Here is a 24,942-nt window from a genome sequence, read left to right as displayed (position 1 = left end):
GTTGTTCGGCGGAAGGCGCTTTGCTTTTCCGCCCTACGACGGCGGTCAGGCGTTTTTCTTGAGGTCTACCAGCGGCACCACGCTGTCGTCGAAGCGCAGCCGCTCGCGGCCGGGTTCCATTTCGGTCAGCGGGGCGCAGGGCTTGAGCGTGGCGTGGCAGCGCTCGGTCAGCTCCTGATAGGTGCGGGTGCCGTCGCTCTTCCAGGCAATTTCCTGATCGGACAGTTCGCGCACCACCTTGGCGGGCATGCCGGCGACCAGTTGTCGGGCCGGGATCTGCATGCCGGCTTTGACGAAGGCGCAGGCGGCGACGATGCTCGCCTCGCCGACCACCGCGTTGTCCATCACCACGGCGTTCATGCCGATCAGTGCGTTCTTGCCGACTCGGCAGCCATGCAGCACGGCGCCGTGACCGACATGGCCGTTTTCTTCGACCACCGTGTCGGTGCCGGGGAAGCCGTGCATCACGCAGGTGTCCTGCACGTTTGAGCCGGCTTCAAGCACGATGCGGCCGAAGTCGCCGCGCAGGCTGGCCAGCGGGGCGACATAGCAGTGCGGGCCGACGATGACATCGCCGATCAGCACGGCGTCGGGGTGCACGAAGGCCGTGGGGTGGATGACCGGTTTGAGGCCGTCGATTTCGTAGCAGGGCATGGTGGGGTCCTTGGGTGGGGCGGATACGCCGCAGGCGCATCCGCCGTTCAACGCGTCAATGGGGCACCGATGGCGGATGCGCCTGCGGCTTATCCGCCCTACGGAACAGCGTGGGGCGGGGTGCCCGCCCCGACGCATCACTCGGCGACGTGGTAACGGCGCTGGATGACGCGGAAACGGTTGGCGACAAAGGCCGCGTCCGAGTAGCTGGCGTTGGCCGAGGGGTTGGCGCCGGTGCCGTGGTAGTCGGAGAAGGCTGCCGACTGATTCACGAACACACCGCCGGTCAGGTTGATCGACAGCGCCACGCCGGCGCGTAGGGTGGCGTCGGTCATGGCGTCGATCACCTCTTGCTTGGTCGAGTACAGGCCGACGGTGAGGGCGCCGTGTTCCTTGACGATGCGCTCCGACAGCGCAATGGCGGCCGCGCCGTCGGCGACCTTGACCACGAAGCTGATCGGGCCGAAGCGCTCTTCCATGTAGCTCTTCTCGTCGGCGGCATCGCAGGTGAGCAGCACCGGGGTGTAGACCGTGGCGGCGGGGAATTGCGGGTGCACCAGCTTCTTCGAGTCGAGCACGATGGTGCCGTGTTCGCCGGCTTCGTTGATGCGGTCGACCGTGGCGTCGGACTGGATCGCCCCGAGCACGGCCGTGGCCACGTTGATGTCGCCGAGGAATTTGGCAATCGCCGCGCCGAGGTCGTGCGCTACGTCGTCAAAACTCTTGTGGCCCTGATCGGTCTCGATGCCGCCGGCCGGGACCAGGATGGCCTGGGTGGTGGTGCACATCTGGCCCGAGTACAGGCTGAGCGTGAAGGCCATGTTGCGTAGCATGGCCTTGTAGTTGTCGGTCGATTCGATGACGACGTTGTTCACCCCGGCCAGTTCGGCATACACGTTGGCCTGGCGCGCGTTGTCGATCAGCCACTGGCCGAAGACGTTGCTGCCGGTGAAGTCGATGGATTTGATCGCCGGGTGGGTGGCGAGCGCCTGGGTGTCGGCGCGCTTGTCGACCACGGCGAGGCTGATCAGGTTGGCGTCGAGGCCAGCATCAAGCAGCACTTCGCGCGCGATGCGCACGGTGATCGCGGCCGGCAGGATGGCGTTGCTGTGCGCCTTGATGATCACCGGGTTGCCGGTGGCCAGCGCGGCGAACACGCCGGGGTAGGTGTTCCAGGTCGGGAAGGTGCCGCAGCCGATCACCAGCGCGACGCCGCGCCCGACGATCTCGAAATGCTTCTTCATCACCAGCGGCGGGTTCTTGCCCTGCGGCTTTTCCCAGCGGGCCTCGGGCGTGATGCGCGATTGTTCGTCCCAGGCGTAGGCCACGGCCTCGAGGCCGCGATCCTGCGCATGCGGGCCGCCGGCCTGGAAGGCCATCATCCAGCCCTGGCCGGTGGTCAGCATCACCGCGTGGGCGATCTCGAAGCTGTTTTTATTGAGGCGGTCGAGGATTTCCAGACACACGCCGGTGCGCCCCGCGGCGCCGAGCTTCTGCCAGGCCGGCATCGCAGCCTGGGCCGCGTCGATGAGCGCCTCGGTGTCGCAGACCGGGTAGCTCACATTCATCGCCACGCCGTAGGGCGAGGTTTCGGTCGCCGCCGTGCCGCGCTGGCCGGGCTGGTTCAGGGCGAACTCGCGGCCAAAGCAGGCTTCGACCGCCGCCTTGCCGTCGACGTCGGCGGTTTCGCCATACACCCGCGGGCTGGGCATTTCGTTGAAGGGCGTCCAGTAAGCGCGGCTGCGGATGGCGCCGAGCGCCTGCTCCAGCGTGGCCTGATGCTTCTCGAAAAGCGGGTGCGACATGGTGTCTCCTTCACGGGTCTGGCGGCCTGCCACGGCGTAGCGTGTGTGCGTGGCGACCGGTTTTTGATCTGAGGGGGCTTGCTTTTTTGACGTATATCAATTTTACTGTTGATCGACCGGTCGGTCAAACAAAGAAAATCATTATCCCCGACCGGAACAGTACAGCTTGCCGACGGCGCTTGCCCAGTGGGGCGAACGTGGCCGGTGGTGGAGACAACCGCAGGCCGGGGCCATGACCCCGGCGGCTAAAGGACGACACGATGGCGCAAGACTTCGAGACGATTGCCCTGAGCATCGAGGACGGCGTAGCGACGCTGACCCTCAACCGGCCCGACCGACTGAACAGCTTTACCGACGCCATGCACGCCGAAGTGCGCAGCGCGCTCGATCTCATCCGCGCCGGCCGGGCTGATGGCTCGGTGCGCGCGATGGTGCTCACTGGCGCCGGGCGCGGATTCTGTGCCGGCCAGGACTTGTCGGATCGCAGCGTGTCGGCGGGCGACGCGGCCCCTGATCTGGGCGCTTCGGTCGAGAAAAACTACAAGCCGCTGGTGATGGCGCTGCGCGAACTGGACATGCCGGTGATCGCCGCCGTCAATGGCGTGGCCGCGGGCGCCGGTGCCAATCTGGCGCTGGCCTGCGACATGGTTTTTGCCGCGCGCTCAGCCAGTTTCATTCAAGCCTTCTGCAAGCTCGGGCTGATCCCCGACACGGGCGGCACCTGGATTCTGCCGCGACTGCTCGGGCCGGCGCGGGCGATGGGCCTGGCGATGCTGGGCGACAAGCTGCCGGCCGAGCAGGCCGAAGCCTGGGGGCTGATCTGGAAGTGTGTGGATGATGCCGATTTGATGCCGACGGTGAGCGCGCTGGCCAAGCAGATGGCGGCTGGCCCGACCTTTGGCTTTGCGCAGACCAAGAAGGCGATCTGGGCCAGTTCGACGCAGGATTTTGCCACCCAGCTCGACATGGAGCGCGACATGATGCGCGCCTGTGGCCGCTCGGACGACTACCGCGAGGGCGTGGCCGCCTTCATGGAAAAGCGCACGCCGCGCTTCACGGGGCGCTGAGCGATGGACGCACTCAAAACCGCCCACCGGGTACTGGTGATCGGCGCCGGCGCGATGGGCAGCGGCATTGCCCACGTGGCCGCCGTGGCCGGGCACACCGTCTATTTGTACGACATGCAGGCCGAGGCGATCGAGCGCGGTCGCGCCGGTATTGGCAAGGATCTGGCGTTTCTGGTGAGTCGCAACAAGCTCTCGCAGGCGACGGCCGACGCCGCGCTGGCGCGGGTGATTCCGATCAGCAATCTGGCCGACGCGAAAGATGCCATGCTGGCGATCGAGGCGATTGTCGAGCGCTTCGATGTGAAGCAGACGCTGTTTGCCGAGCTTGAGACCGTGCTCGCGCCCGAGGCGATTCTCGCCACCAATACGTCTTCGTTGTCGATTACCGCCATGGCCGCGCCGCTGGCACGTCCGGGCCGGGTGGTGGGCATGCACTTCTTCAACCCCGCGCCGCGCATGAAGCTGGTCGAAGTGGTGTCCGGCCTGGCCACCGACCCTGCCGTCGCGCAGACGGTGCATGCCACCGCCAAGGCCTGGGGCAAGGTGCCGGTGTTTGCCAAATCGACGCCGGGCTTCATCGTGAATCGCGTGGCCCGCCCCTATTACGGTGAGGCGCTGCGCGTGCTCGCTGAGCAGGCGGCCACGCCGGCTACGCTGGACGCGGTAATGCGCGAGGGCTGCGGCTTTCCGATGGGGCCCTTCGAATTGATGGACCTGATCGGTCACGACGTGAATCACGCGGTCAGCCAGTCGGTGTTCGCCGCCTGCTTCAATGACAGCCGCTACACCCCGCATCTGATCCAGCAGGAACTGGTGCACGCCGGGCGCTTGGGCCGCAAGAGCGGGCAGGGTTTTTACGCCCACGGCGAGGGAAAAGCCCTGCCGGCGTCGGTCGATTTTCCGCCGGCATCGGCCGCTCGCCGGGTGCGCGTGGTCGGCGATCTGGGGCCGGCTGCGGCCCTGATTGGTCGCATCGAGCAGGCCGGCGTCACCGTCGAACGCACCGCCGGCAGCGGCCATGGCTGGCTGGAAATCGGCGCGGCGCGGCTGATGATGAGCGATGGCCGCACCGCCACGCGACGCGCGGTCGACAGCCGTTACGACCATGTGGTGTTGTTTGATCTGTGTCTCGATTTTGCCAAGACCCCCCGCCTGACGCTGTGCGCGGCGGACCGTTGCGGGCGTGGTGCGCTGACCGATGTGGTCGGCACCTTGCAGGCGGCCGGCCTGAAAGTGGCGGCGCTTGACGACGTCGCCGGCATGCTCGGTCTGCGCACGGTGGCCATGCTCGCCAACGAAGCGGCCGACGCGGTGCTGTCCGGCATCGGCTCGGCGGCCGACATCGATGTCGCCATGCGCTACGGCACCAACTACCCGCTCGGCCCGCTGGCCTGGGCGGACCGACTCGGCCCGGCCTTTGTGGCTGAAGTGCTCGACCACTTGCGGGCGCACTATGTCGACACCCGTTACCGACTCTCGCCCCTGCTCCAGCGCAAGGCGCTGACTGGCGCGACCTTTCATGCGAACTGATGTGAGCCCCATGGATACCAAAGCCCTCGACCCCCAGCAAATCGCCGAACAGGTGCGCGACACCATGTTCGCCAACGACCAGGCCTCGCGCGGGCTCGGCATGGCCTTTGTCGAGGTCGGCCCCGGCCGCGCCACGCTGACCATGACCGTGCGCGCCGACATGCTCAACGGCTTCGCCATCATCCACGGTGGCTTTGTGACCACGCTGGCCGATTCGGCTTTCGCCTTTGCCTGCAACAGCTACAACGAACAGACGGTGGCCTCGGGCATCAGCGTGGATTTCATCGCGCCGGCGCGCGAGGGCGATGTGTTGACGGCCACCGCGCGCGAAGTGGCGCTGTCGGGCCGCACCGGAGTGTATGACATCACCGTGACCAATCAGCACGGCGCGACGATTGCCGTGATGCGGGGCAAGAGCTACCGGCTCAAAGGCCGGGCGGTGTTCCCGCAGTAAAAAACGCGTGGCGGCGCGACATAAAAAACAGAGGCGCCGCCGACATCAGATATAGGGAAGAGGAGACAAACCATGACCTGCAAGATGCCCGCGCCGGGCGACCTCGAAGCGATCGAAACCGCGAGTCGCGACGAGCTGCAAGCCACCCAGCTCAAGCGCATGCAGTGGAGCGTGCAGCACGCCTATGACAACGTGCCGCACTACCGCGCGAAGTTTGACGAGAAGGGCGTGCATCCGAGTGATCTGAAAACCCTGGCGGATCTGGCCAAGTTTCCCTTCACCGGCAAGCAGGACCTGCGCGACAACTACCCCTTCGGCCTGTTCGCCGTGCCGCGCGAGAAGGTGGTGCGGGTGCATGCCTCGTCGGGCACCACCGGCAAGCCGACGGTGGTCGGCTACACCTCGCGCGACATCGACACCTGGGCCCGCGTGGTGGCGCGCTCGATTCGCGCGGCGGGCGGCCGGGCCGGCGACATCGTGCATGTGTCCTACGGCTACGGCTTGTTCACCGGCGGCCTGGGGGCGCACTACGGCGCCGAGAAGCTCGGCTGTACGGTCATCCCGATGTCGGGCGGCCAGACCGAGAAGCAGATCCAGATCATTCAGGACTTCAAGCCCGACATCATCATGGTGACGCCGTCCTACATGCTGACCATTCTCGACGAGATGGAGCGCATGGGCATCGACCCGAAAGAGACCTCGCTCAAGGTCGGCATCTTTGGCGCCGAGCCCTGGACGCACGCCATGCGCCTGTCGATGGAAGCGCGCTCCGGCATGGATGCGGTCGATATCTACGGCCTGTCGGAAGTGATGGGGCCGGGCGTGGCCAGCGAGTGCATCGAGAGCAAGGACGGCCCGGTGATCTGGGAGGACCACTTCTACCCCGAGATCATCGACCCGATCACCGGCGAAGTGCTGCCCGACGGCGAAGAGGGTGAGCTGGTGTTCACTACGCTGAGCAAGGAAGCGCTGCCGGTGATCCGCTACCGCACCCGCGACCTCACCCGCCTGCTGCCGCCGAGCGCGCGCAGCATGCGCCGCATGGCCAAGATCACCGGCCGCTCGGACGACATGCTGATCATCCGCGGGGTGAACGTGTTCCCGACCCAGATCGAAGAGCTGATCTGCAAGATGCCCAAACTGTCGCCCCAGTATGTGCTGGAAGTCGACAAGAAAGGCCATATGGACACGCTGACGGTGAAGGTCGAGACCAACCCGGACGTGCCGGTTGGCCGTCATCCCGAACAAAAAGAAGCGCTGGCCAAAGAGCTGACGCACCACATCAAGAGCCTGATCGGCGTGTCCGCCACGGTGATTGTCGGCGAGCCGTTCAGCATCGAGCGGGTCACGGTCGGCAAGGCCAAGCGGGTCATCGATCGCCGCTCTAAGGATTGAGTGCATGAAGAGACCGACTGCGCGGCCCGATTCCGCCCCTGCGATGCTCGCCGTACGTCAGTATGGCTGCGCTTCTCGGAACGGACTCGAACCGCTCGCGACGGTCTCTTCACACACTCCCGCGAATTTCGAATAAGGAGCGCTATATGTATACCCAAGCACTCGATATCCCGCCCGGCGAACAGCCCAAGCGCAAGCCCGATGCGGTCGAGAATGCCGCCTACCAGGCCGAGTTCGACGCCCGCATCGACGCCGGCGCCACCATCGAAGCCAAGGACTGGATGCCCGAGGCCTACCGCAAGACGCTGGTCCGCCAGATCAGTCAGCACGCGCATTCCGAGATCGTCGGCATGCTGCCCGAAGGCAACTGGATCAGCCGCGCGCCCAGCCTCAAGCGCAAAGCCATTTTGCTGGCCAAGGTGCAGGACGAAGGCGGTCACGGCCTGTATCTGTATGCCGCGGCCGAAACGCTGGGCGTCTCGCGCGATGAGCTGACCGAAGCGCTGCTCTCGGGCAAGGCCAAGTACAGCTCGATCTTTAACTACCCGACGCTCAACTGGGCTGACGTGGGCGTGATCGGCTGGCTGGTCGATGGCGCCGCGATCATGAACCAGATCCCGCTGTGCAAGTGCAGCTACGGCCCCTATGCCCGCGCCATGGTGCGGGTGTGCAAGGAAGAATCCTTCCACCAGCGCCAGGGCTACGACGCGCTGCTGGCGATGATGAGCGGCACCGACGCACAGCGTGAGCTGGTGCAGGACGCGGTCAATCGCTGGTGGTGGCCCTCGCTGATGATGTTCGGCCCGCATGACGCCGACTCGCCCAACTCTGGCCAGAGCATGCGCTGGGGCATCAAGCGCATCTCCAACGACGACCTGCGCCAGAAGTTTGTCGACGCCACGGTCAAGCAGGCCGAAGTGCTCGGCGTGACCCTGCCGGACGACGAATTGAAATGGAATGAGGCACGCGGGCACTACGACTTCGCCGCCATCGACTGGGACGAATTCTGGAACGTGGTGAACGGCCATGGCCAATGCAACGTCGATCGCCTGGCCGCCCGCGTGAAAGCCTGGGACGACGGCGCCTGGGTGCGCGAAGCCGCGGTTGCCCACGCCGAAAAACAGGCTGCCCGCGAGAAGGCAGCTGCCTGATGACACCAATGGAGAACACCATGGAACGCAAAGAATGGCCGCTGTGGGAAATTTTTGTCCGCAGCAAGAACGGCCTCGATCACAAGCACTGCGGCAGCGTGCATGCCACCGACGCGCGCATGGCGCTGCAGGTCGCGCGCGATGTGTACACCCGGCGTCAGGAAGGCGTGTCGATCTGGGCGGTGAAAGCCTCCGACATCGTCGCCTCGGACCCGGATGCCAAGCCCGAGCTGTTCGACCCGGCCGAGGACAAGATCTACCGGCACCCGACCTTCTACAAGCTGCCTGACGAAGTGGACCACATGTGATGGGGGCGACCGCAATGACACAAACCACCCCCGCGCATCTGGAATACGTGCTGCGTCTGGGCGACGCCGCGCTGATTCACGGTCAGCGCCTGTCGGAATGGTGCGGCCATGCGCCGGTGCTCGAAGAAGACCTCGCGCTGGCCAATATGGCGCTCGATTTCGTCGGTCAGGCGCGCATGCTGCTCAGCTACGCCGGCACGCTCGAAGGCAAGGGCCGCGATGAAGATGCGCTGGCCTTCCTGCGCCACGAAGGCCAGTACCGCCACCCGACGCTGTGCGAGCTGCCGAACACCGATTTCGCCCACACCACGATCAAGGGCTTCCTGCTCGGCAGTTTCAATCTGCTGATGTGGAGTCGCTTGTGTGGTTCGAGCGACAAGGCGCTGGCGGCGATCGCGGCCAAGAGTCTGAAAGAAGCGCGCTACCACGCAGAACACACCGGCGACTGGGTGATCCGCCTCGGCGACGGCACTGACGAGAGCCACCGCCGCGCGCAGGCCGCGCTCGACATCCTGTGGCCCTATACCAATGAGTTGTTCGCCGCGAACCCCACCGATGACGCGGCCGCAGCGGCCGGCGTTGGCCCGGCCTGGTCGGAACTGGCGGGCGAGTGGGAAGCGGCCGTGTTGCCGGTCTTGCAGCAGGCCACGCTCACCGTGCCGGCGCGTACGCCCTTCCAGAGCTATGGCAAGTTCGGCCGCCACAGCGAGCATCTGGGCCATCTGTTGGCGGTGATGCAGCATCTGCCGCGCAGCTTCCCCGGCGCGACGTGGTGACCGGCATGCTGACCGAAGCCCAAGCCTGGCAGGCGCTCGACACGGTAGAAGACCCGGAGATTCCGGTGGTCTCCGTGACCGAGTTGGGCATCGTGCGCGAGGTGATTCTCGGCCAGGACGGCCTGCGCGTGGTGGTCACGCCCACCTACAGCGGCTGCCCGGCCACCGAGATGATCGCCGAGAGCATTGTCGATGCGCTCAAGGCGGCCGGCGCGGGCAAGGTCAGCGTCGAGACGCGGCTGGCGCCGCCCTGGAGTACCGACTGGATCGCCGAGGGCGCGCGCAAGAAGCTGCGCGCCTACGGCATCGTGCCGCCTCAGCCGGCGCTGCCCGACGGCGCGCAGGTGGTGCGCTTCATGTCGCGCAAGCTGGCCTGCCCGCGTTGCGGCTCAAGCCACACCACGCGATTGTCGGAATTCGGCGCCACGGCCTGCAAGTCGCTGTATCGCTGCGAAGACTGCCGCGAACCCTTTGAGTATTTCAAACCGATCTGAACAAAGACCGGGAGAAGAACACATGAACCCCAAATTCCATGCCCTGACCATTGCCGAAGTGCGCCGCGAACTGGCCGATGCGATCAGCCTGCGCTTCGAGGTGCCGGCTGAACTGGCCGACGACTACCGATTCGTGCAGGGCCAGCATCTGACGCTGAAAGCCGAGATCGACGGCCAGGAAGTGCGTCGTTCCTACTCCATCTGCGCCGGCGTCGGCGACGGCGAACTGCGCGTGGCGATCAAGCAGGTCGGCGGCGGGCTGTTCTCGACCTGGATCAACGGCGGCGCGATCAAGGCCGGCGATACCCTCGAGGTGATGACGCCGGAAGGGCGCTTTCATGCCCCGCTCGACGCCGCCAACGCCAAACACTACGTGGCCTTTGCGGCCGGCAGCGGCATCACGCCGATCCTGTCGCTGATCAAGACCACGCTGGCCACCGAGCCGAAAAGCCGCTTCACCCTGGTGTATGGCAACCGCGGCACCAAGAGCGTGATGTTTGGCGAGGCGCTCGAAGACATCAAGAACCGCTACCTGACCCGCTTCTGCTTCTACTCGCTGTTCTCGCGTGAGGCGCAGGATGTGCCGTTGTTTAACGGCCGGCTGGATCAGGCCAAGGTGGCCGCGTTTGTCGATACGCTGATTCCGGTCAGTGACATCGACGAAGCCTTTATCTGCGGCCCCGGCGCGATGATCGACGAAGTCGAAGCCGGCCTGCTGACCGCCGGCTTGAGTGCGGATCACATCCATCTGGAGCGCTTCGGCGTGCCCGATGCCGGCCCGGCGCACCGGGTCGAGCCGGGCGACGCGGCGACCGCGACGATCACCCTGATCCAGGATGGCCTGCAGCGCGACGTGGCCTTCCGCAAGGAAGACCCGTCGATTCTCGACGTGGCGCTGGCCGCCGGCATGGACCTGCCGTTCGCCTGCAAGGGTGGGGTATGCTGCACCTGCCGCGCCAAGGTGCTCGAAGGCAAAGTCCGCATGGACAAGAACTTCGCCCTTGAGCCGTCCGATGTGGACGACGGCTATGTGCTCACCTGCCAGGCCCATCCGCTCACCGAGCGGGTCGTCATCAGTTTTGACGAGCGTTGAGATGGCTGCCCGGACGGTGAGCGTTTTGCATTCAGACGGGCATCACACTCATGGCACGAACCAAAGCAGCGACTCACGACCAGCAACGTCAGGCCATTCTCGACATGGCGGCGAAGCTGTTTGCCGACAAGGGCTTTCACGCCACCTCCATGTCGCAACTGGCGGCCGCCTGCGGGGTGTCGAAACCGCTGCTCTACCACTACGCCAAGGACAAGGCGGAGATGCTGTTCAGCGTGGCCGACAGCTATATGGACACCTTGGTGGCGCTGGTCGAATCGGTCGAGGCCGAGCAACTGCCGCCGGATGCGCACCTCACGCGACTGATTGCCCGTTTTCTCGAGACCTATGCCGACGCCCACAACCAGCACCGGGTGCTGGTGCAGGACGTCCGGCACCTGGACGACGCGCCGCGTCAGCAGGTGGCCGACAAGGAGCGGGCGGTGGTCGCGGCCTTTGCGCGGGCGATTGCCGCCGTCGAGCCGGGGGTGAGCGAAAAGGGGCTGGACAAGGTCGTCGCGATGATCCTGTTCGGAATGGTGAACTGGACCTTTACCTGGTTGCGGGCGAACGGCCCGCTGACCTACGAAGACATGGCGCCGCTGGTGACCGGCATCCTGCTCAACGGTGTGCACGGCACCTTGGGAGCGGCCAGCAAAAAGACAAACAACGCGCCCGACTGACGATCGCAGGCGCCGGCCCATCGGCCGGTGAAGTCGCACGTCGTCAGGCGCATCGAGGGAGAGCGATGTGTTGCACGACGTGTTGATCTGTGACGGCGTTCGTACGCCGTTTGGCCGCTATGGCGGCGCGCTGTCCGGCGTGCGCGCCGACGACCTGGGGGCCATCCCCATCCGCGCGCTGATCGAGCGCAACCCCGGCGTCGACTGGACGGCGGTGGACGACATCTACTACGGCTGCGCCAACCAGGCCGGCGAAGACAACCGCAACGTCGCCCGCATGGCCGGCCTGCTTGCTGGCTTGCCCATCGAGGTGCCCGGCGCCACGCTCAACCGCCTGTGCGGCTCGGGGCTGGACGCGATCGGCACGGCCGCCCGCGCGATTCGCTGCGGCGAAGCGCAGCTGATGATCGCCGGCGGCGTCGAGAGCATGAGCCGCGCGCCCTTCGTGCTGGCCAAGGCCACCAGCGCCTTCTCGCGCAGCGCCAAGATCGAAGACACCACCATCGGCTGGCGTTTTGTTAACGCCAAAATGAAGGCCGAGTACGGCATCGACTCCATGCCCGAGACGGCCGAGAACGTGGCCGACGAGTTCAAGATCAACCGCGCCGACCAGGACGCCCTCGCGCTGCGCAGCCAGCAGCGCTATGCCGCGGCCGCCGCGCGCGGTTTCTTCGACGGCGAGCTGGTGCCGGTGACGATTCCGCAAAAGAAGGGCGACCCGGTGGTGGTCAGCGTGGACGAGCATCCGCGCGAGACCTCGCTCGAAGCACTCGGCCGGCTCAAGGGCGTGGTCCGCCCCGACGGCTCGGTGACCGCTGGCAACGCCTCGGGCGTGAATGACGGCGCGGTGGCGGTGCTGCTGGCCTCGGCCGAGGCGGCAAAAAAGTATGGCCTGACGCCGCGCGGTCGGGTGGTGGCCATGGCCACGGCCGGTGTGGCGCCACGCATCATGGGCATCGGCCCGGCGCCGGCAGCGGTCAAGGCGCTCACCCTGGCCGGCCTCTCCATCGAGCAGATGGACGTTATCGAACTCAATGAAGCTTTCGCTGCACAAGGCCTGGCCGTGTTGCGCCAGCTCGGCCTCGCCGACGATGCGCCGCAGGTCAATCCGAACGGCGGGGCGATTGCGATCGGCCACCCGCTGGGCGCCTCGGGCGCGCGTCTGGCACTGACCGCGCTACGCCAGCTCGAAGCCACCGGCGGCCGCTACGGCCTGGCCACGATGTGCATCGGGGTCGGGCAGGGCATCGCGATGGTGATCGAGCGGGTTTAATATCAACTAACGCATTTGTTATGTGGTAATTTTTCGTTGGTGCGCCGAGGCAGCTCATGCGCGTGCTGATTACAACCGGAGGAGGAGACAAAATGAAAATCCAAAAAACCGTAGTGGCCGCCGCACTGGGCATGGCTTTTGTCAGTGGCGCGGCATTTGCCGACATCAATGTGGGCGTGTCGGTGTCGGCCACTGGCCCGGCCGCGTCGCTGGGCATCCCGGAGAAGAACACCCTCTCGCTGCTGCCGACGATGATCGCCGGCCAGAAAGTGAACTACATCGTGCTCGACGACGCGTCGGACACCACCACCGCCGTCAAGAACATCCGCAAGCTGGTGTCGGAAGACAAGGTCGACGTGGTGATCGGCTCGACCATCACCCCCAACTCGCTGGCCATGATCGACGTGGCTGCCGAGTCCAAGACGCCGATGATCTCCATGGCGGCATCGAGCAAGATCGTCGATCCGGTCGACGAGAAGCGCCGCTGGGTGTTCAAAACCCCGCAGAACGACCAGCAGATGGCCACCGCCATCGTCTCGCACATGGTCGATGCCGGCGTGAAGACGGTCGGCTTCATCGGCTTTGCCGATGCTTACGGCGAAGGCTGGTGGGAGCAGTTCTCGGCCATCGCCGAAGCGCGCAAGCTGAAGATCGTGGCCAACGAGCGCTACAAGCGCTCGGACACCTCGGTGACCGGCCAGGTGCTCAAGCTGTATGCCGCCAAGCCGGATGCGATCCTCATCGCCGGCGCCGGCACGCCGGCCGCCTTGCCGCAGAAGACGCTCAAGCAGCGCGGCTTTGCCGGCAAGATCTACCAGACCCACGGCGTGGCCAATAACGACTTCCTGCGCGTGTGCGGTGCCGACTGTGAAGGCACCTTCCTGCCCGCCGGCCCGGTGCTGGTGGCCGATCAACTGCCGGCCGAAAACCCCGTGCGTGCGACCGCTCAGGAGTATGTGAGCAAGTACGAAGCGGCCTTTGGCAAGGGCTCGGTGTCGACCTTCGGCGGCCATGCCTGGGATGCCGGCATGCTGATGGTCAACGCCGTGCCGGTTGCGCTCAAGGCCGGCCAGCCCGGGTCGCCGGAATTCCGTGCCGCCCTGCGTGATGCCCTCGAAGGCCTGAAGGAAGTGGCCGGCGCGCACGGCATCTTCAACATGAGCCCGACCGACCACCTCGGCCTGGACCAGCGCTCACGCGTGATGGTGCAGATCAAGGGCGGCGCCTGGCAGATGGTGAAGTAAGTGTCAGCGCGCATCGCGCACGGCACGGCCGCGCGCGATGCCTGATCAACTCCGCCCCTGCCGGTGCGCTGGTGGGGGCGGGTTCGAGTCGAGTCGGATCGGCGGCTCGCGGTGCGCAAGCGCTCGCGGCTGGCTGCACACGGGGTTCGTCCCATGGATTTAGAAATTGCAATGTTGCTCGGGCAGGACGGGGTGACCAACGGCGCGATCTACGCGCTGCTGGCCCTGGCCCTGGTGCTGGTGTTCGCCGTGACCCGGGTGATCTTTATTCCGCAAGGGGAGTTCGTCGCCTATGGCGCGCTGACCCTGGCGATGATTGAAGCGGGGCGCCTGCCCGGCACGGTCTGGCTGCTGCTGGCGGCCGGCGTGCTGGTGGTGGCGCTCGACGGCCTGGACGCGCTGCGTCGGGGCGGCGTGGGGCGGCTGATGAAGGTGGTCGGCTGGAATATTGTTTACCCGCTCGCGCTGGTGGCCTTGATGCGCTTTGTGCCGACCGACACCTGGCCGCTGGCCGCCAAGGTGGCCCTGACCATGGCGGTGGTGGTGCCGCTGGGGCCGATGATCTACCGCGTGGCTTACCAACCGGTGGCCGAGGCCTCGGTGCTGATTTTGCTGATCGTGTCGGTGGCGGTGCACGTGGCCATGGTGGGGCTGGCCCTGCTGTTTTTTGGCGCCGAAGGGTCGCGCACATCGGCCTTTTCGGATGCCAGCTTCACGGTGGGCCCGATGATGGTGTCCGGCCAGTCGCTGTGGGTGATTGGCACCTCGCTGGCGCTGATCGTCGCGCTGGCCCTGTTCTTCGGTCGCACCATTTATGGCAAGGCCCTGCGGGCAACCGCGATCAACCGCGCCGGCGCACGGCTGATGGGCATCTCGCCCGCGCTGGCCGGACGGCTGACCTTCATGCTGGCGGCGCTGATTGGCGCGCTGTCGGGCGTGTTGATTGCGCCGATTGCGACCATCTACTACGACACCGGCTTCCTGATCGGCCTGAAGGGCTTTGTCGCCGCCATCATCGGCGGTCTGGCGAGCTACCCGATCGCTGCGCTTGGCGCGATTCTGGTCGGCGTGCTCGAAGCCTTCTCCTCCTTCTGGGCCAGTGCCTACAAGGAAGTCATCGTATTTACCCTGATCATTCCGGTGTTGGTGTGGCGCTCGCTGACCAGCCATCACGTGGAGGAAGACGAATGAGCACCCCCGCATCCTCTCGTGTGGCGACCTCGCCGAGTTCTGCTGGCGCTGGTTTGTTGCGTGTTTTGCCCTGGCTGCTGCTTGGTCTGTTGCTGCTGGTGCCCGCGACCTTGTCGCCGTTCTATGTCACGCTGCTCAACTACATCGGCCTTTACGCCATGGTGGCGCTCGGGCTGGTGCTGCTCACCGGCGTGGGCGGGCTGACGTCTTTTGGTCAGGGCGCCTTTGTCGGCCTGGGCGCCTACACCACGGCGGTGCTGTCCACCAGCGAGACGCTGCCCGGCTGGATCGCCTGGGCGGCCGGTTCGCCGTGGCTGGCGTTGGTGATTGGTCTGGTGCTGACCGCGGTGATCGCGGTGGTGCTCGGTTCGCTGACCCTCAAGCTGTCGGGCCACTACCTGCCGCTGGGCACCATCGCCTGGGGCATCAGCCTGTATTTCCTGTTCGGCACCATGGAGGTGCTCGGCGGCCACACCGGCCTGACCGGGATTCCGCCGATCAGCCTGTTTGGCTGGGAGTTGAATGAAGGCGGCGAGATCTTCTATTTGATCTGGGCCTTCCTGCTGGTCGCCATCCTGACCACCAGCAACCTGCTCGATTCGCGCGAGGGCCGGGCGATCCGGGCGCTCAAGGGCGGGCGGGTGATGGCCGAGTCGATGGGCGTGGATACCTCGCGCTCGCGCATGATCATCTTCGTCATCGCGGCGCTGCATGCGGCGGCGTCGGGCTGGTTGTATGCGCATATGCAGCGCTTCGTGAATCCCACGCCGTTTGGTCTGCACATCGGCATCGAGTTTCTGTTCATGGCGGTGGTCGGTGGTGCGGGCCATGTGTGGGGCGCGGTCATCGGTGCCGCGGTCATCACCATTCTCAAGCAGTGGCTGCAGGATCTTTTGCCCGCGCTGTTTGGCGCCTCGGGCAACTTCGAGGTGATCGTGTTCGGCGTGATGATGGTGATCATTCTGCAGCGCGCGCCCAACGGACTGTGGCCGATCCTCACCCAGTGGTGGCCGGACGCCAAGGCCAAGCGCAAGGTCGATGCCGGCGCGGTGCCGCTGCCGCGTCGGGAGATGCCCAAGGCCGGCGAAGTGCTGCTCAGTGCCATCGATGTGACCCGCAAGTTCGGCGGTCTGGTGGCCAACAACAAGATGAACCTGTCGGTCGCGGCCGGCGAGATTCTGGCGCTCATCGGGCCCAACGGCGCGGGTAAGAGCACCATGTTCAATCAGGTATCGGGGGTGGATACGCCGACCTCGGGCGAGGTGCTGTTCCGTGGTCAGGACGTGGCCGGCAAGACCTCGCGCGAAGTGGCCCGCATGGGCATGAGCCGCACCTTTCAGCATGTGCGCCTGCTGGCCGACATGAGCGTGCTCGAAAACGTCGCGATCGGCACCCACATGCGTGGCAGCAAATCGGTACTGCCGGCGGCCTGGCGACTGGACCGGGCCGAGGAGGCGCGGCTGCTCGCCGAGGCGGCGCGGCAGATCGAGCGCGTCGGGCTGGCCGAGCACATGTTTGACGCGGCCGGTTCGCTGGCGCTGGGCCAGCAACGCATTCTCGAGATTGCGCGGGCGCTGTGCTCCGACCCCTGTCTGCTGCTTCTCGATGAGCCGGCGGCTGGCCTGCGCTATCGCGAAAAACAGATCCTCGGCGACTTGCTCAAGAAGCTGCGCGGCGAGGGCATGGCGATTTTGCTGGTCGAGCACGACATGGACTTTGTGATGGGCCTGGTCGACCGGGTGGTGGTGATGGAGTTTGGCGAGAAGATTGCCGAGGGGCTGCCCGAGGACGTGCAGCAGAATCCGGCGGTGCTCGAAGCGTATCTGGGCGGGGTGGCGTGATGGCAAATATTCTGGAGGTGAAGGATCTGTGCGTGTCCTACGGCAAGGTCGAGGCGCTGCACAACGCCAACCTGACCGTGGGCGAGGGGCAGATCGTGACCGTGATCGGGCCCAATGGCGCGGGCAAGACCACGCTGCTGTCGGCCATCATGGGCGTGCTGCCGTCGCGTGGCGAGATCAGCTTTGATGGTTCGGTGGAGCGCGTCCCGGAAGTCGAGCGCATGGTCTCGCGCGGGATGAACCTCGTGCCCGAAAAGCGCGAGTTGTTCGGCGAAATGAGTGTCGAGGACAACCTTGTGCTCGGCGCCTTCCAGCGCTATCGCATGGGGCTGCGTGACCATGCCGGGACCATGGAAGAGGTGTATGCGCTGTTCCCGCGGCTCAAGGAGCGGCGCAGCCAGATGGCGGGAACGCTGTCGGGGGGCGAGCGCCAGATGCTGGCGGTCGGCCGCGCCTTGATGGCCCGGCCCAAGCTGCTGATGCTCGACGAACCCAGCCTCGGATTGGCACCGCTCATTGTCCGGGAGATCTTCCGGATCATCGGTGAACTGCGAAAACGGGGTGTTTCCATCCTGCTGGTCGAACAAAATGCACGTGCTGCACTGCAAGTGGCGGACGAGGCTTATGTGCTCGAAACCGGGGAGGTGGCGATGAGCGGGCCGGCCCGGCAACTGGCTGACGACCCGCGTGTAATCGAGGCCTATCTGGGGCTCGGTGGCAAGCATCAGGACCGACTGGCGGTGACCGGTGAATGATGCTGCAGCGCAGCAGCAAAAAAATAATTGATATGCACGGGTTGACGTTCACGTACAACACGTAAAAATATGCGTCCCAAATCCCTGAATCCGCGTCAATCCTTGCATCCGGCGACGCATTGCTCGAATGTTCGGTGCTAGAATCGGCTGCAGGAAATAACCCTTCCACTCCTATCCGAGGATCAACATGAACAAAGGTGAATTCGTCGAAGCCCTGGCCGACCGTATGGACGTGTCGCGCGCTCAAGCTGACCGTGCAGTGTCCGCTGTGCTCGACATTATTGCGGAAGAGCTCGCCAAGGGCGGCAAAGTGGCGTTCACGGGTTTCGGCTCCTTCGAAGTGTCGAAGCGCGCTGCCCGTACCGGCCGTAACCCGCAGACCGGCGCGACCATCAAGATCGCAGCCTCCAGCGTGCCGAAGTTCTCCGCTGGCGCGACGCTGAAAGCCGCTGTCAACGGCAAGTAATCCCAGCGATTACGCAGTTCAGAAAGACCCGGCCTTGGCCGGGTTTTTTCTTGTCTTGCGTTCCGCGTCGATCCGCCGCAGCACCACATGGCATGAAGATCACAACCCACAGGGAGCACACCGATGGCTGAGACCAATTTTGAAGAATTCTACGGGCACCGCTTTGAAGACCTGACGGTCGGCATGAGCGGCGCGTATGGTCATACCGTGACCGAAGCGGACATCCTGCTGTTTGCCGGCGTGTCGGGTGACACCAATCCGGTGCATCTCAATGAGGAACTGGCCGCAGCGTCGATGTTTGGCGGCCGGATCGCTCACGGCATGCTGTCGGCCAGTTTCATCTCCACCGTGTTCGGCACCCGTCTGCCGGGCCCGGGCTGCATCTATCTGTCACAGACCCTGAAGTTCAAGGCGCCGGTGCGCATCGGCGACACCGTGGTGGCGCGGGTGACCGTCAAGTCGCTCACCCCCGAAAAGCGCAAGGCGCTGTTCGACACGGTGTGCACGGTGGGCGAGACCGTGGTGCTGACCGGCGAAGCCGAGATCATGGTGCCCAAGCGCGACTGATCGGTTGTTGCGCGGCCCTCCCGCCGATGGCGGGTGGGCCGTGTGAGGCTCAGCGCAGTTTCAGCGCCCGGGCCTGGTCGCGCAGCTCGCTCCGGAAGTCCGGGTGGGCAATGTTGATCAGCGCTTCGCAGCGTTGGTGAGCGCTCTTGCCGCGCAGTTGCGCCACGCCGTATTCGGTCACCACATAGTTGATGTCATTCTTGCTGGTGGTGACATGCGTGCCCGGCGTCAGTGTCGGCACGATGCGCGAGATGCTGCCGCCCTTGGCCGTCGAGGGGAGCACGATGAAGGCCTTGCCGTCACGCGAGCGATTGGCGGCGCGCACGAAATCGACCTGACCGCCCGTGCCTGAATAGGGCAGGCTGCCCAGACTCTCCGAGCCGCACTGGCCGAGCATGTCGATTTGCATGGTGGCGTTGATGGCGACCAACTGATCGTTGCGTGCCGCAATGTAGGGGTCGTTGGTGAATTCGACCGGGTGCATCTCCAGCGCCGGGTTGCGGTGCATGAAGCGATAAAGCTTCTGCGAACCGAGTCCGAAGGTGGCGACCATCTTGCCGGGCATGAAGGTCTTTTTGCGGTTGGTGACGGCGCCCGCTTCGAGCAGCGTCAGAATGCCGTCGCCGATCATTTCGGTGTGAATGCCCAGATCGCGCTTGTGCTTGAGCTGCATCACCACCGCATCGGGGATGCCGCCGTAGCCGATCTGCAGCGTCGAACCGTCGTCGATCAGGTCCGCTACATATTTGCCGATGGCTTCCTGCACCGGCCCGATCTCGGGCAGACCGACTTCCAGCAGCGCGTCCTGGCTTTCGACCAGGGCGCTGACCTGCGAGATGTGCACATGGCAATCGCCGAAGGCGAAGGGCACGTTGGGATTCACCTCCAGCACGATCACACGCGCCTTTTTAATGGCGGCCATGGTGTAGTCGGGCGCCAGCGCGAGCGAAAAGTAGCCGTGCTCATCCATCGGTGAGGCGAGCGAAAAGACGACGTCGGACGGGGTCAGCCCGCGTTCGATCAGCTGCGGCAGTTCCGAGAAATACGCCGGCACAAAGTCGATCCATCCGGCCTGCCCACCGGGGCGTGACGCGCCGCCGAAAAAGTAGGCGCTATGACGAACGTGGTCGAGCGTGGTTTCGTCGAAATAATCAAATTTGCGCAGCGGCAGGATCTGGCTGACCACGACGCCGTTGAGTGACCGGCGCTGGTCCGACAAGGCGGTGAGCAGCGCGGGCGGCTCGCCCACGCCGGTCGGGACGATGATGGTGTCGCCGTCTCGGACCAAAGCGATGGCCTCGGCGGCGGTGCAGGTTTTCTGCGTGTAGTGCTCGAGATGATTCATTTCACGGCTCCCTCCGAAAATGTGTGCATTGCAGCATCTACGGGGGAGTATAACGCGAACATACGCCGCCGTATGGCGCGAATGTCATTTGGTATGCGTGCGCAAACACAAACGCCGGCGCAAGGGCCGGCGTTTGTATTTGAGGCGGACGGCGTGTCGCCGCCGGGCGCTTAGTCCGAGTTGCCGAAGCGGCGCGGACGGGCGTCACGGCCCGGGGCGCCCTGGCTGCGGCCGGCCGGCTTGTCGCGGCCTTGACCCTGCGCGTCGCGCGGGGCGCGTTGCGGGTGGGCGGGGCGCTTGCCGTCGGCGTTGCGAGTGTTCTGGCTGTCCGGGTTGGCGCGGCCGTGTCGATGACCATTGCGCTGCGACGGGGCCTTGGCATCACGCGGGGGGCGCTGACGGGATGCACGGGTTTCGTCCACTGTGAACCCGGCCACGACGATACGCTCGATGGGGGCGTTGATGACCCGCTCGATGGCGCGCAGCTGCTTCATTTCGTTGTCCGGGCAGACCAGCGATACGGCCTTGCCTTCGGCGCCGGCACGACCGGTGCGGCCGATGCGGTGCACATAGTCTTCCGGCACGTTCGGCAGTTCGAAGTTCACCACCATCGGCAGCGAATCCACGTCGATGCCGCGGGCGGCGATGTCGGTGGCGACCAGCACTTGCAGCTTGCCGCGCTTGAACTGGTCCAGCGCGCGGGTGCGGGCGTTTTGCGCCTTGTTGCCGTGCAGGGCCGCGGTCGGGATGCCGGCGCGGGTCAGTTGCTCGGACAGGCGGTCGGCGCCGTGCTTGGTGCGGCTGAACACCAGCACCTGGAACCATTGCTGTTCCTGGATGAGGTGGATCAGCAGATCACGCTTGCCGCTTTGCGGGACCATCATCAGCGACTGGTCGACCCGCTCGGCGGTGGTGTTGCGCGGTGCCACATCGACGCTCACCGGGTTGGTCAGCAGGCTGTTGGCCAGGCCACGGATGTCGTCGTTGAAGGTGGCCGAGAACAGCAGGTTCTGACGCTTGGCCGGCATCTTGTCCATGATCTTGCGGATGTCGCGGATGAAGCCCATGTCGAGCATGCGGTCGGCTTCGTCCAGCACCAGGATCTCGATGTCCGACAGGCTCAGGTTGCCCTGGCTGATGTGGTCGAGCAGACGGCCCGGTGTCGCGACCAGGATATCGACCGGGCGGCGCAGGGCCTTGCTCTGGCCGAACACGCTGACGCCGCCATACACGGCGAAGGAGCGCAGCGGCAGGTGCTGGCCGTAGGTGCGGACCGACTCATCGACCTGGGCCGCGAGTTCGCGGGTCGGGGTCAGGATGAGGGCGCGCGGACGACCGGTGCGGGTGCGCTGGGCGGTTTCCATCAGACGGTGCAGGATCGGCAGCGCGAAGCTGGCGGTCTTGCCGGTGCCGGTCTGGGCGGCGGCGAGCAAGTCGCCACCGGCCAATACAGCCGGAATGCCTTTGGTCTGAATCGGGGTCGGGGTGGTGTAGCCTGCGTCGGTGAGGGCGCGCAAGAGGGGTTCTGCCAGCCCAAGGGCGGCAAAGGTGTTTTCGGATTGCATTGTGTTCTGCTCCAGCGACGGCCTGTCGCTGTGTTGAGCGACACCAATCAAGGCTGGCGGGGGAAGTGGGCGTGCGAACGTGTATCGCTTCGCCCCGGTTGAATGATTCTGGCCGGTACGCTGATTGGTCGACGCGTACGGGAGGCCGGATGATAACGGATATCGCCTTGCTGTTGGGGATTATTTTGCAGTGCGGCATTCCATTGCGGCCGCATCTGCGTACCATGTCGCCTTTTCCCGGGGCGGCGCAGGCATGGCACTCAAATCCACCGTTTTCAAGTTTCAGCTGCAGATCGCGGATCTGGATCGTCATTATTACGCCGACCATGCGCTGACCCTGGCGCGCCACCCCTCCGAGACCGATGTGCGGCTGGTGTCGCGGGTGCTGGCCTTCGCCCGCCAGGCCGACGAGCGCCTGTCGATGACCAGCGCGCTGTGCGATCCGGATGAGCCGGATCTGTGTCTGGCCAGTCTGGACGGGCGGATCGAGCGTTGGATCGATGTCGGTCAGCCGGACGCGCGTCGGATCATCAAGGCCGCCGGGCGGGCCGATCGGGTGACGATTCACCCCTACGCCGGCGCGTCGTCGCTGCTGTGGTGGCAGGGCGCGCAGCGCGAGCTGGCGCGCTTGCGAAAGCTTGAGGTGATTGCTTTCCCCGAGCCCGAACTCAAAGCGCTGTCAGCGTCGCTGGTGCGCACCACGGCCTGGCAGATTACGGTGCAGGACGGCATTCTGGCGGTGTCTGGCGATCATGGCTGTGTCAGCGTCGAACCTGACACCTGGCGCGGCATCGCGTAGAAAGTGTCCTCGCCCCGGCGGGCGAGTTTGCGCTATAAGGTGCATATGCACTTATTCAAAGCTCAACCGTGAAAACGTCGCTGCCGCCGCTGGCCTGCACGGGCGCCCGCCTGCGCCGTCTGACCCGTCGGGTGACGGTTTTTTATGAGCAGTATCTGCGGTCGGTCGGCTTGCGCCTGACCCAGTACTCGCTGCTCGCGCATCTTGAGTTGGAGCCGCAGCCGCTGCAGGTGCTGGCCGAGAAGCTGGAAATGGATCGCACCACGCTGACCCGCGGGATCAAGCCGCTGGTGGCGGCGGGATGGATTGTTCAGACCCCCGGCGCGGATGCCCGCCAGCGCTTGCTCGCGCTGAGCCCGGAGGGCGTTGAATTGCGTGCGCGTGCCCGTGAGGTGTGGGCGCGCGCGCAAGGTGAACTGGAGGCGGTGATGGACCGCGACTTTGTGGCCGAACTCAATCTGAATCTGGACGCGGCGCTGCTGCGCTTGAAGCCGGCCTTGCCGGAGGACAACTGAGCATGCGCTGGCGCGACGATCCTGACATGCGGCAATGGGGCCTGGTGCTGGCGGCCGCGGGCTTGCTGGCGATCACCATGGGCGGGCGGCAGACGCTTGGTCTGTTCGTGTCGCCGATCAACACGTCCACCGGGCTCGGCATCACCACCATCAGTTTTGCGATGGCGGTGGCGCAGTTCGTGTGGGGGGCGATCCAGCCGGTGGCCGGCGCGGTGGCCGACCGCTATGGGCCGGGGCGGGCGCTGGCGGCGGGCATCCTCCTGATGGCAGCCGGTGCGGCCCTGACGCCGATGATGGATTCGAGCATCGGCATGGTCTTTTCGATTGGCTTTCTGATGGCGGCCGGCTCGGGGGCCGGCAGCTTTTCGGTCTTGATCGGCGCCGCGTCGCAGCGCTTGCCGACGCATCGCCGCGGCATGGCCTCCGGGGTGATCAATGCCGGCGGCTCCTTCGGGCAGTTTGTGTTTGCGCCGCTGATGCAGAAGCTGATTGGCGTGTTCGGCTGGATGGGCGCGATGTATTCACTGGCCGTGATCACGCTCGCTGCCTTACCAATGGCGCGGCTGCTTCGCGGGCGCCCGGCGCCAGTAGCCAGCGTGAGCGCGACCGAGGCGCCGCCGCTCGAACGGGGCATGCGCGCCACCCTGAGCGATGCGTTCCGCGATCGCAGCTACCTGCTGGTGCATGCCGGTTTCTTTACCTGCGGTTTCCATATTGCGTTTCTGGTGACTCACCTGCCGGGCGAGGTCGACCTGTGCGGCTTGCCTGCGCAGGTGGCGAGCTGGTCGCTGGCGATCATCGGGCTGGCCAATATCGCGGGCAGTCTCTACGCCGGTTGGTGCGTCCAGCACTATCGCAGCAAATACATCCTGTTCTGGATGTACGCCTCGCGTGCTGCGCTGGTGGCGCTCTATCTGGTCGCGCCCAAAACGGAGATGACCTTCTATATCTTCGCCGCGGGTCTCGGCTTTACCTGGCTGGCCACGGTACCGCCCACGGCAGGCGTGGTGGGCAAGCTCTTTGGTACGCGTTATCTGGCCACCTTGTTCGGCATGACCTTGCTGAGCCACCAGGTCGGCGGATTTCTCGGTGCCTGGCTGGGCGGTATCGCCATCACCGAGACCGGCGACTACCAGTGGATGTGGTACGCTGACATCGCCTTGGCAGCATTGGCGGCGGTGGCAAATCTGCCCATCCGCGAGCCGCGCATCGAGCCTCGGCCACAGCCGGCGTGAGCCGGTTTTTTCGTAGTTTGTAATTCAGGAGTTTGTCCGAATGAGTAAGCGGCGTAGTGCTCGCCTGCGCAAGAAATTGTGCGTTGGAGAGTTCAAGGAACTGGGGTTTGATCTCGATCTGAGCTTCCCCGAAACAGCGGACGAGGCGTCGGTGGATGCCTTTTATGAGGCTTTCTTCAACGAAGCCATCGACCCGGCCGGCTTGATTTACGGCGGTGGCGACGACAGCGGCTTCGTGTGCTGCGCCGGTCGCGGCTCGGTCACCCCGGAGCAGCGCGCCGCCGTCGAGCAGTGGCTGTCCGGCGCCAAGGTGTTGGCCGACTACCGCGTTGGCGATTTGGTCGACGCCTGGTACCCCGGTATCAACGGGATTTAAGCCTGATTGCGGCCGGGGTGTTGACAGTCAATGCCCCGGCCCGTTAGTTTGCACTCATGATTTCGCAACAGACCCGCTTCGCCATCGTCTCGATGGTCGCCTGCCATACCGCGCTCTGCGGTCTGGGTCTGCTGCTGCGCGCCCCGCGCAGCTAACCTCTACCCCTTCCTGTTGTGACCCCGCCGCCGCTCACCGAGCGGTGTGATGCCATGTCTGGCGCCTTGCGCCCCTGGAGCGACCATGCTTCCGAAGCCTCGATTTGATCTGCGACTGCCAACCGGTAACCGGGCCGCGAAGCCGTGGTCGCCCGGTTGCCGTGACGGCCACCCGAATTCGAATGATGTTTTGCAAAAATCGAGGAGT

25 protein-coding genes are annotated in these 24,942 nt (G+C 65.3%); 21 read left to right on the top strand and 4 right to left on the bottom strand.

The window, feature by feature from the left end:
• Nucleotides 1-45: 45 nt before the first annotated feature.
• Both paaY and paaN read right to left on the bottom strand, forming a co-directional pair.
• Nucleotides 46-654 (bottom strand): phenylacetic acid degradation protein PaaY, encoded by a 609-nt coding sequence (gene paaY, locus FHP89_RS03015; RefSeq protein WP_144176261.1) that lies wholly within the window; start codon nt 652-654, stop codon nt 46-48.
• Between the two features lie 137 nt (nt 655-791).
• Nucleotides 792-2,459, bottom strand: a complete 1,668-nt coding sequence (paaN, locus tag FHP89_RS03010) for a phenylacetic acid degradation protein PaaN (protein WP_144176260.1) — start codon at nt 2,457-2,459, stop codon at nt 792-794.
• A gap of 260 nt (nt 2,460-2,719) precedes the next feature.
• On the opposite strand from paaN, the gene paaG reads away from it, so the two are divergent.
• From paaG to FHP89_RS02925, 17 genes are all read left to right on the top strand, one after another.
• Nucleotides 2,720-3,526, top strand: coding sequence for a 2-(1,2-epoxy-1,2-dihydrophenyl)acetyl-CoA isomerase PaaG (gene paaG, locus FHP89_RS03005; protein WP_144176259.1), 807 nt, complete (start codon nt 2,720-2,722; stop codon nt 3,524-3,526).
• A gap of 3 nt (nt 3,527-3,529) precedes the next feature.
• The gene (paaH, locus tag FHP89_RS03000) at nt 3,530-5,056 is read left to right on the top strand and encodes a 3-hydroxyacyl-CoA dehydrogenase PaaH (RefSeq protein WP_144176258.1); all 1,527 of its coding nucleotides are present in this window, start codon (nt 3,530-3,532) and stop codon (nt 5,054-5,056) included.
• A 10-nt stretch (nt 5,057-5,066) separates the two neighbouring features.
• Entirely contained in the window at nt 5,067-5,510 is a 444-nt protein-coding gene (gene paaI, locus FHP89_RS02995) for a hydroxyphenylacetyl-CoA thioesterase PaaI (RefSeq protein WP_144176257.1), read from the top strand.
• A 72-nt stretch (nt 5,511-5,582) separates the two neighbouring features.
• Nucleotides 5,583-6,905, top strand: coding sequence for a phenylacetate--CoA ligase PaaK (gene paaK / locus FHP89_RS02990; protein ID WP_144176256.1), 1,323 nt, complete (start codon nt 5,583-5,585; stop codon nt 6,903-6,905).
• A 146-nt stretch (nt 6,906-7,051) separates the two neighbouring features.
• Nucleotides 7,052-8,056, top strand: coding sequence for a 1,2-phenylacetyl-CoA epoxidase subunit PaaA (gene paaA, locus FHP89_RS02985; protein ID WP_144176255.1), 1,005 nt, complete (start codon nt 7,052-7,054; stop codon nt 8,054-8,056).
• Nucleotides 8,057-8,076: 20 nt separating this feature from the next.
• The gene (paaB, locus tag FHP89_RS02980) at nt 8,077-8,364 is read left to right on the top strand and encodes a 1,2-phenylacetyl-CoA epoxidase subunit PaaB (protein WP_144176254.1); all 288 of its coding nucleotides are present in this window, start codon (nt 8,077-8,079) and stop codon (nt 8,362-8,364) included.
• 14 nt (nt 8,365-8,378) lie between these two features.
• A complete protein-coding gene (gene paaC, locus FHP89_RS02975) occupies nt 8,379-9,140 on the top strand; it encodes a 1,2-phenylacetyl-CoA epoxidase subunit PaaC (protein WP_186300255.1) in 762 nt (253 codons plus the stop codon).
• Nucleotides 9,141-9,145: 5 nt separating this feature from the next.
• Nucleotides 9,146-9,634 carry a 1,2-phenylacetyl-CoA epoxidase subunit PaaD gene (paaD, locus tag FHP89_RS02970; RefSeq protein ID WP_144176252.1) on the top strand — a complete coding sequence of 163 codons (489 nt, stop codon included), beginning with the start codon at nt 9,146-9,148 and terminating at the stop codon, nt 9,632-9,634.
• Between the two features lie 22 nt (nt 9,635-9,656).
• Nucleotides 9,657-10,727: a 1,2-phenylacetyl-CoA epoxidase subunit PaaE gene (gene paaE / locus FHP89_RS02965; RefSeq protein WP_144176251.1), complete on the top strand. Its 1,071-nt coding sequence runs from the start codon at nt 9,657-9,659 to the stop codon at nt 10,725-10,727.
• A 50-nt stretch (nt 10,728-10,777) separates the two neighbouring features.
• A complete protein-coding gene (locus FHP89_RS02960) occupies nt 10,778-11,407 on the top strand; it encodes a TetR/AcrR family transcriptional regulator (RefSeq protein WP_144176250.1) in 630 nt (209 codons plus the stop codon).
• Between the two features lie 70 nt (nt 11,408-11,477).
• Nucleotides 11,478-12,680: a 3-oxoadipyl-CoA thiolase gene (gene pcaF / locus FHP89_RS02955; protein ID WP_144176407.1), complete on the top strand. Its 1,203-nt coding sequence runs from the start codon at nt 11,478-11,480 to the stop codon at nt 12,678-12,680.
• 92 nt (nt 12,681-12,772) lie between these two features.
• Complete coding sequence (locus tag FHP89_RS02950) at nt 12,773-13,924, top strand: ABC transporter substrate-binding protein (protein WP_144176249.1); 1,152 nt, start codon at nt 12,773-12,775, stop codon at nt 13,922-13,924.
• Nucleotides 13,925-14,077: 153 nt separating this feature from the next.
• The gene (locus tag FHP89_RS02945) at nt 14,078-15,115 is read left to right on the top strand and encodes a branched-chain amino acid ABC transporter permease (protein ID WP_144176248.1); all 1,038 of its coding nucleotides are present in this window, start codon (nt 14,078-14,080) and stop codon (nt 15,113-15,115) included.
• On the top strand, nt 15,112-16,956 hold the full coding sequence (locus FHP89_RS02940) for a branched-chain amino acid ABC transporter ATP-binding protein/permease (RefSeq protein ID WP_144176247.1): 1,845 nt from the start codon (nt 15,112-15,114) through the stop codon (nt 16,954-16,956). Before FHP89_RS02945 ends, FHP89_RS02940 begins: the two co-directional genes overlap by 4 nt.
• Nucleotides 16,956-17,711 (top strand): ABC transporter ATP-binding protein, encoded by a 756-nt coding sequence (locus FHP89_RS02935; RefSeq protein WP_144176246.1) that lies wholly within the window; start codon nt 16,956-16,958, stop codon nt 17,709-17,711. The genes FHP89_RS02940 and FHP89_RS02935 overlap by 1 nt, the downstream gene beginning before the upstream one ends.
• A 187-nt stretch (nt 17,712-17,898) precedes the next feature.
• Complete coding sequence (locus FHP89_RS02930) at nt 17,899-18,177, top strand: HU family DNA-binding protein (RefSeq protein WP_144176245.1); 279 nt, start codon at nt 17,899-17,901, stop codon at nt 18,175-18,177.
• A gap of 123 nt (nt 18,178-18,300) precedes the next feature.
• Nucleotides 18,301-18,744: a MaoC family dehydratase gene (locus FHP89_RS02925; RefSeq protein WP_144176244.1), complete on the top strand. Its 444-nt coding sequence runs from the start codon at nt 18,301-18,303 to the stop codon at nt 18,742-18,744.
• A 49-nt stretch (nt 18,745-18,793) separates the two neighbouring features.
• On the opposite strand, the gene FHP89_RS02920 is transcribed toward FHP89_RS02925, so the two are convergent.
• Together FHP89_RS02920 and FHP89_RS02915 are read right to left on the bottom strand one after the other, a co-directional pair.
• A complete protein-coding gene (locus FHP89_RS02920; RefSeq protein ID WP_144176243.1) occupies nt 18,794-20,089 on the bottom strand; it encodes an acetyl-CoA hydrolase/transferase family protein in 1,296 nt (431 codons plus the stop codon).
• Nucleotides 20,090-20,259: 170 nt separating this feature from the next.
• Nucleotides 20,260-21,654 carry a DEAD/DEAH box helicase gene (locus FHP89_RS02915; protein ID WP_144176242.1) on the bottom strand — a complete coding sequence of 465 codons (1,395 nt, stop codon included), beginning with the start codon at nt 21,652-21,654 and terminating at the stop codon, nt 20,260-20,262.
• Between the two features lie 253 nt (nt 21,655-21,907).
• Here FHP89_RS02915 and FHP89_RS02910 point away from each other — a divergent pair, with 253 nt between their 5' ends.
• The 4 genes from FHP89_RS02910 (at nt 21,908) to FHP89_RS02895 (ending at nt 24,579) form a co-directional block, all read left to right on the top strand.
• Nucleotides 21,908-22,453 (top strand): YaeQ family protein, encoded by a 546-nt coding sequence (locus FHP89_RS02910; RefSeq protein WP_144176241.1) that lies wholly within the window; start codon nt 21,908-21,910, stop codon nt 22,451-22,453.
• A 68-nt stretch (nt 22,454-22,521) separates the two neighbouring features.
• Nucleotides 22,522-22,968, top strand: a complete 447-nt coding sequence (locus tag FHP89_RS02905) for a MarR family winged helix-turn-helix transcriptional regulator (protein WP_186300254.1) — start codon at nt 22,522-22,524, stop codon at nt 22,966-22,968.
• A 2-nt stretch (nt 22,969-22,970) separates the two neighbouring features.
• Complete coding sequence (locus FHP89_RS02900) at nt 22,971-24,203, top strand: MFS transporter (protein ID WP_260851461.1); 1,233 nt, start codon at nt 22,971-22,973, stop codon at nt 24,201-24,203.
• 40 nt (nt 24,204-24,243) lie between these two features.
• Nucleotides 24,244-24,579, top strand: coding sequence for a YggL 50S ribosome-binding family protein (locus tag FHP89_RS02895; RefSeq protein WP_144176239.1), 336 nt, complete (start codon nt 24,244-24,246; stop codon nt 24,577-24,579).
• Nucleotides 24,580-24,942 lie beyond the last annotated feature (363 nt).

It is taken from the genome of Denitromonas ohlonensis (assembly GCF_007625205.1).
Lineage (GTDB): Bacteria > Pseudomonadota > Gammaproteobacteria > Burkholderiales > Rhodocyclaceae > Nitrogeniibacter > Nitrogeniibacter ohlonensis.
The sequence above is the reverse complement of the archived record's forward strand: the minus strand, read 5'-3'. Positions and strand labels throughout refer to the sequence as shown.

Bases quoted from the DNA above. Each gene is read 5' to 3' on its own strand.
- paaY (WP_144176261.1), bottom strand. From the start codon at position 654: ATGCCCTGCTACGAAATCGACGGCCTCAAACCGGTCATCCACCCCACG.
- paaN (WP_144176260.1), bottom strand. From the start codon at position 2,459: ATGTCGCACCCGCTTTTCGAGAAGCATCAGGCCACGCTGGAGCAGGCG.
- paaG (WP_144176259.1), top strand. From the start codon at position 2,720: ATGGCGCAAGACTTCGAGACGATTGCCCTGAGCATCGAGGACGGCGTA.
- paaH (WP_144176258.1), top strand. From the start codon at position 3,530: ATGGACGCACTCAAAACCGCCCACCGGGTACTGGTGATCGGCGCCGGC.
- paaI (WP_144176257.1), top strand. From the start codon at position 5,067: ATGGATACCAAAGCCCTCGACCCCCAGCAAATCGCCGAACAGGTGCGC.
- paaK (WP_144176256.1), top strand. From the start codon at position 5,583: ATGACCTGCAAGATGCCCGCGCCGGGCGACCTCGAAGCGATCGAAACC.
- paaA (WP_144176255.1), top strand. From the start codon at position 7,052: ATGTATACCCAAGCACTCGATATCCCGCCCGGCGAACAGCCCAAGCGC.
- paaB (WP_144176254.1), top strand. From the start codon at position 8,077: ATGGAACGCAAAGAATGGCCGCTGTGGGAAATTTTTGTCCGCAGCAAG.
- paaC (WP_186300255.1), top strand. From the start codon at position 8,379: ATGACACAAACCACCCCCGCGCATCTGGAATACGTGCTGCGTCTGGGC.
- paaD (WP_144176252.1), top strand. From the start codon at position 9,146: ATGCTGACCGAAGCCCAAGCCTGGCAGGCGCTCGACACGGTAGAAGAC.
- paaE (WP_144176251.1), top strand. From the start codon at position 9,657: ATGAACCCCAAATTCCATGCCCTGACCATTGCCGAAGTGCGCCGCGAA.
- FHP89_RS02960 (WP_144176250.1), top strand. From the start codon at position 10,778: ATGGCACGAACCAAAGCAGCGACTCACGACCAGCAACGTCAGGCCATT.
- FHP89_RS02950 (WP_144176249.1), top strand. From the start codon at position 12,773: ATGAAAATCCAAAAAACCGTAGTGGCCGCCGCACTGGGCATGGCTTTT.
- FHP89_RS02945 (WP_144176248.1), top strand. From the start codon at position 14,078: ATGGATTTAGAAATTGCAATGTTGCTCGGGCAGGACGGGGTGACCAAC.
- FHP89_RS02940 (WP_144176247.1), top strand. From the start codon at position 15,112: ATGAGCACCCCCGCATCCTCTCGTGTGGCGACCTCGCCGAGTTCTGCT.
- FHP89_RS02935 (WP_144176246.1), top strand. From the start codon at position 16,956: ATGGCAAATATTCTGGAGGTGAAGGATCTGTGCGTGTCCTACGGCAAG.
- FHP89_RS02930 (WP_144176245.1), top strand. From the start codon at position 17,899: ATGAACAAAGGTGAATTCGTCGAAGCCCTGGCCGACCGTATGGACGTG.
- FHP89_RS02925 (WP_144176244.1), top strand. From the start codon at position 18,301: ATGGCTGAGACCAATTTTGAAGAATTCTACGGGCACCGCTTTGAAGAC.
- FHP89_RS02920 (WP_144176243.1), bottom strand. From the start codon at position 20,089: ATGAATCATCTCGAGCACTACACGCAGAAAACCTGCACCGCCGCCGAG.
- FHP89_RS02915 (WP_144176242.1), bottom strand. From the start codon at position 21,654: ATGCAATCCGAAAACACCTTTGCCGCCCTTGGGCTGGCAGAACCCCTC.
- FHP89_RS02910 (WP_144176241.1), top strand. From the start codon at position 21,908: ATGGCACTCAAATCCACCGTTTTCAAGTTTCAGCTGCAGATCGCGGAT.
- FHP89_RS02900 (WP_260851461.1), top strand. From the start codon at position 22,971: ATGCGCTGGCGCGACGATCCTGACATGCGGCAATGGGGCCTGGTGCTG.
- FHP89_RS02895 (WP_144176239.1), top strand. From the start codon at position 24,244: ATGAGTAAGCGGCGTAGTGCTCGCCTGCGCAAGAAATTGTGCGTTGGA.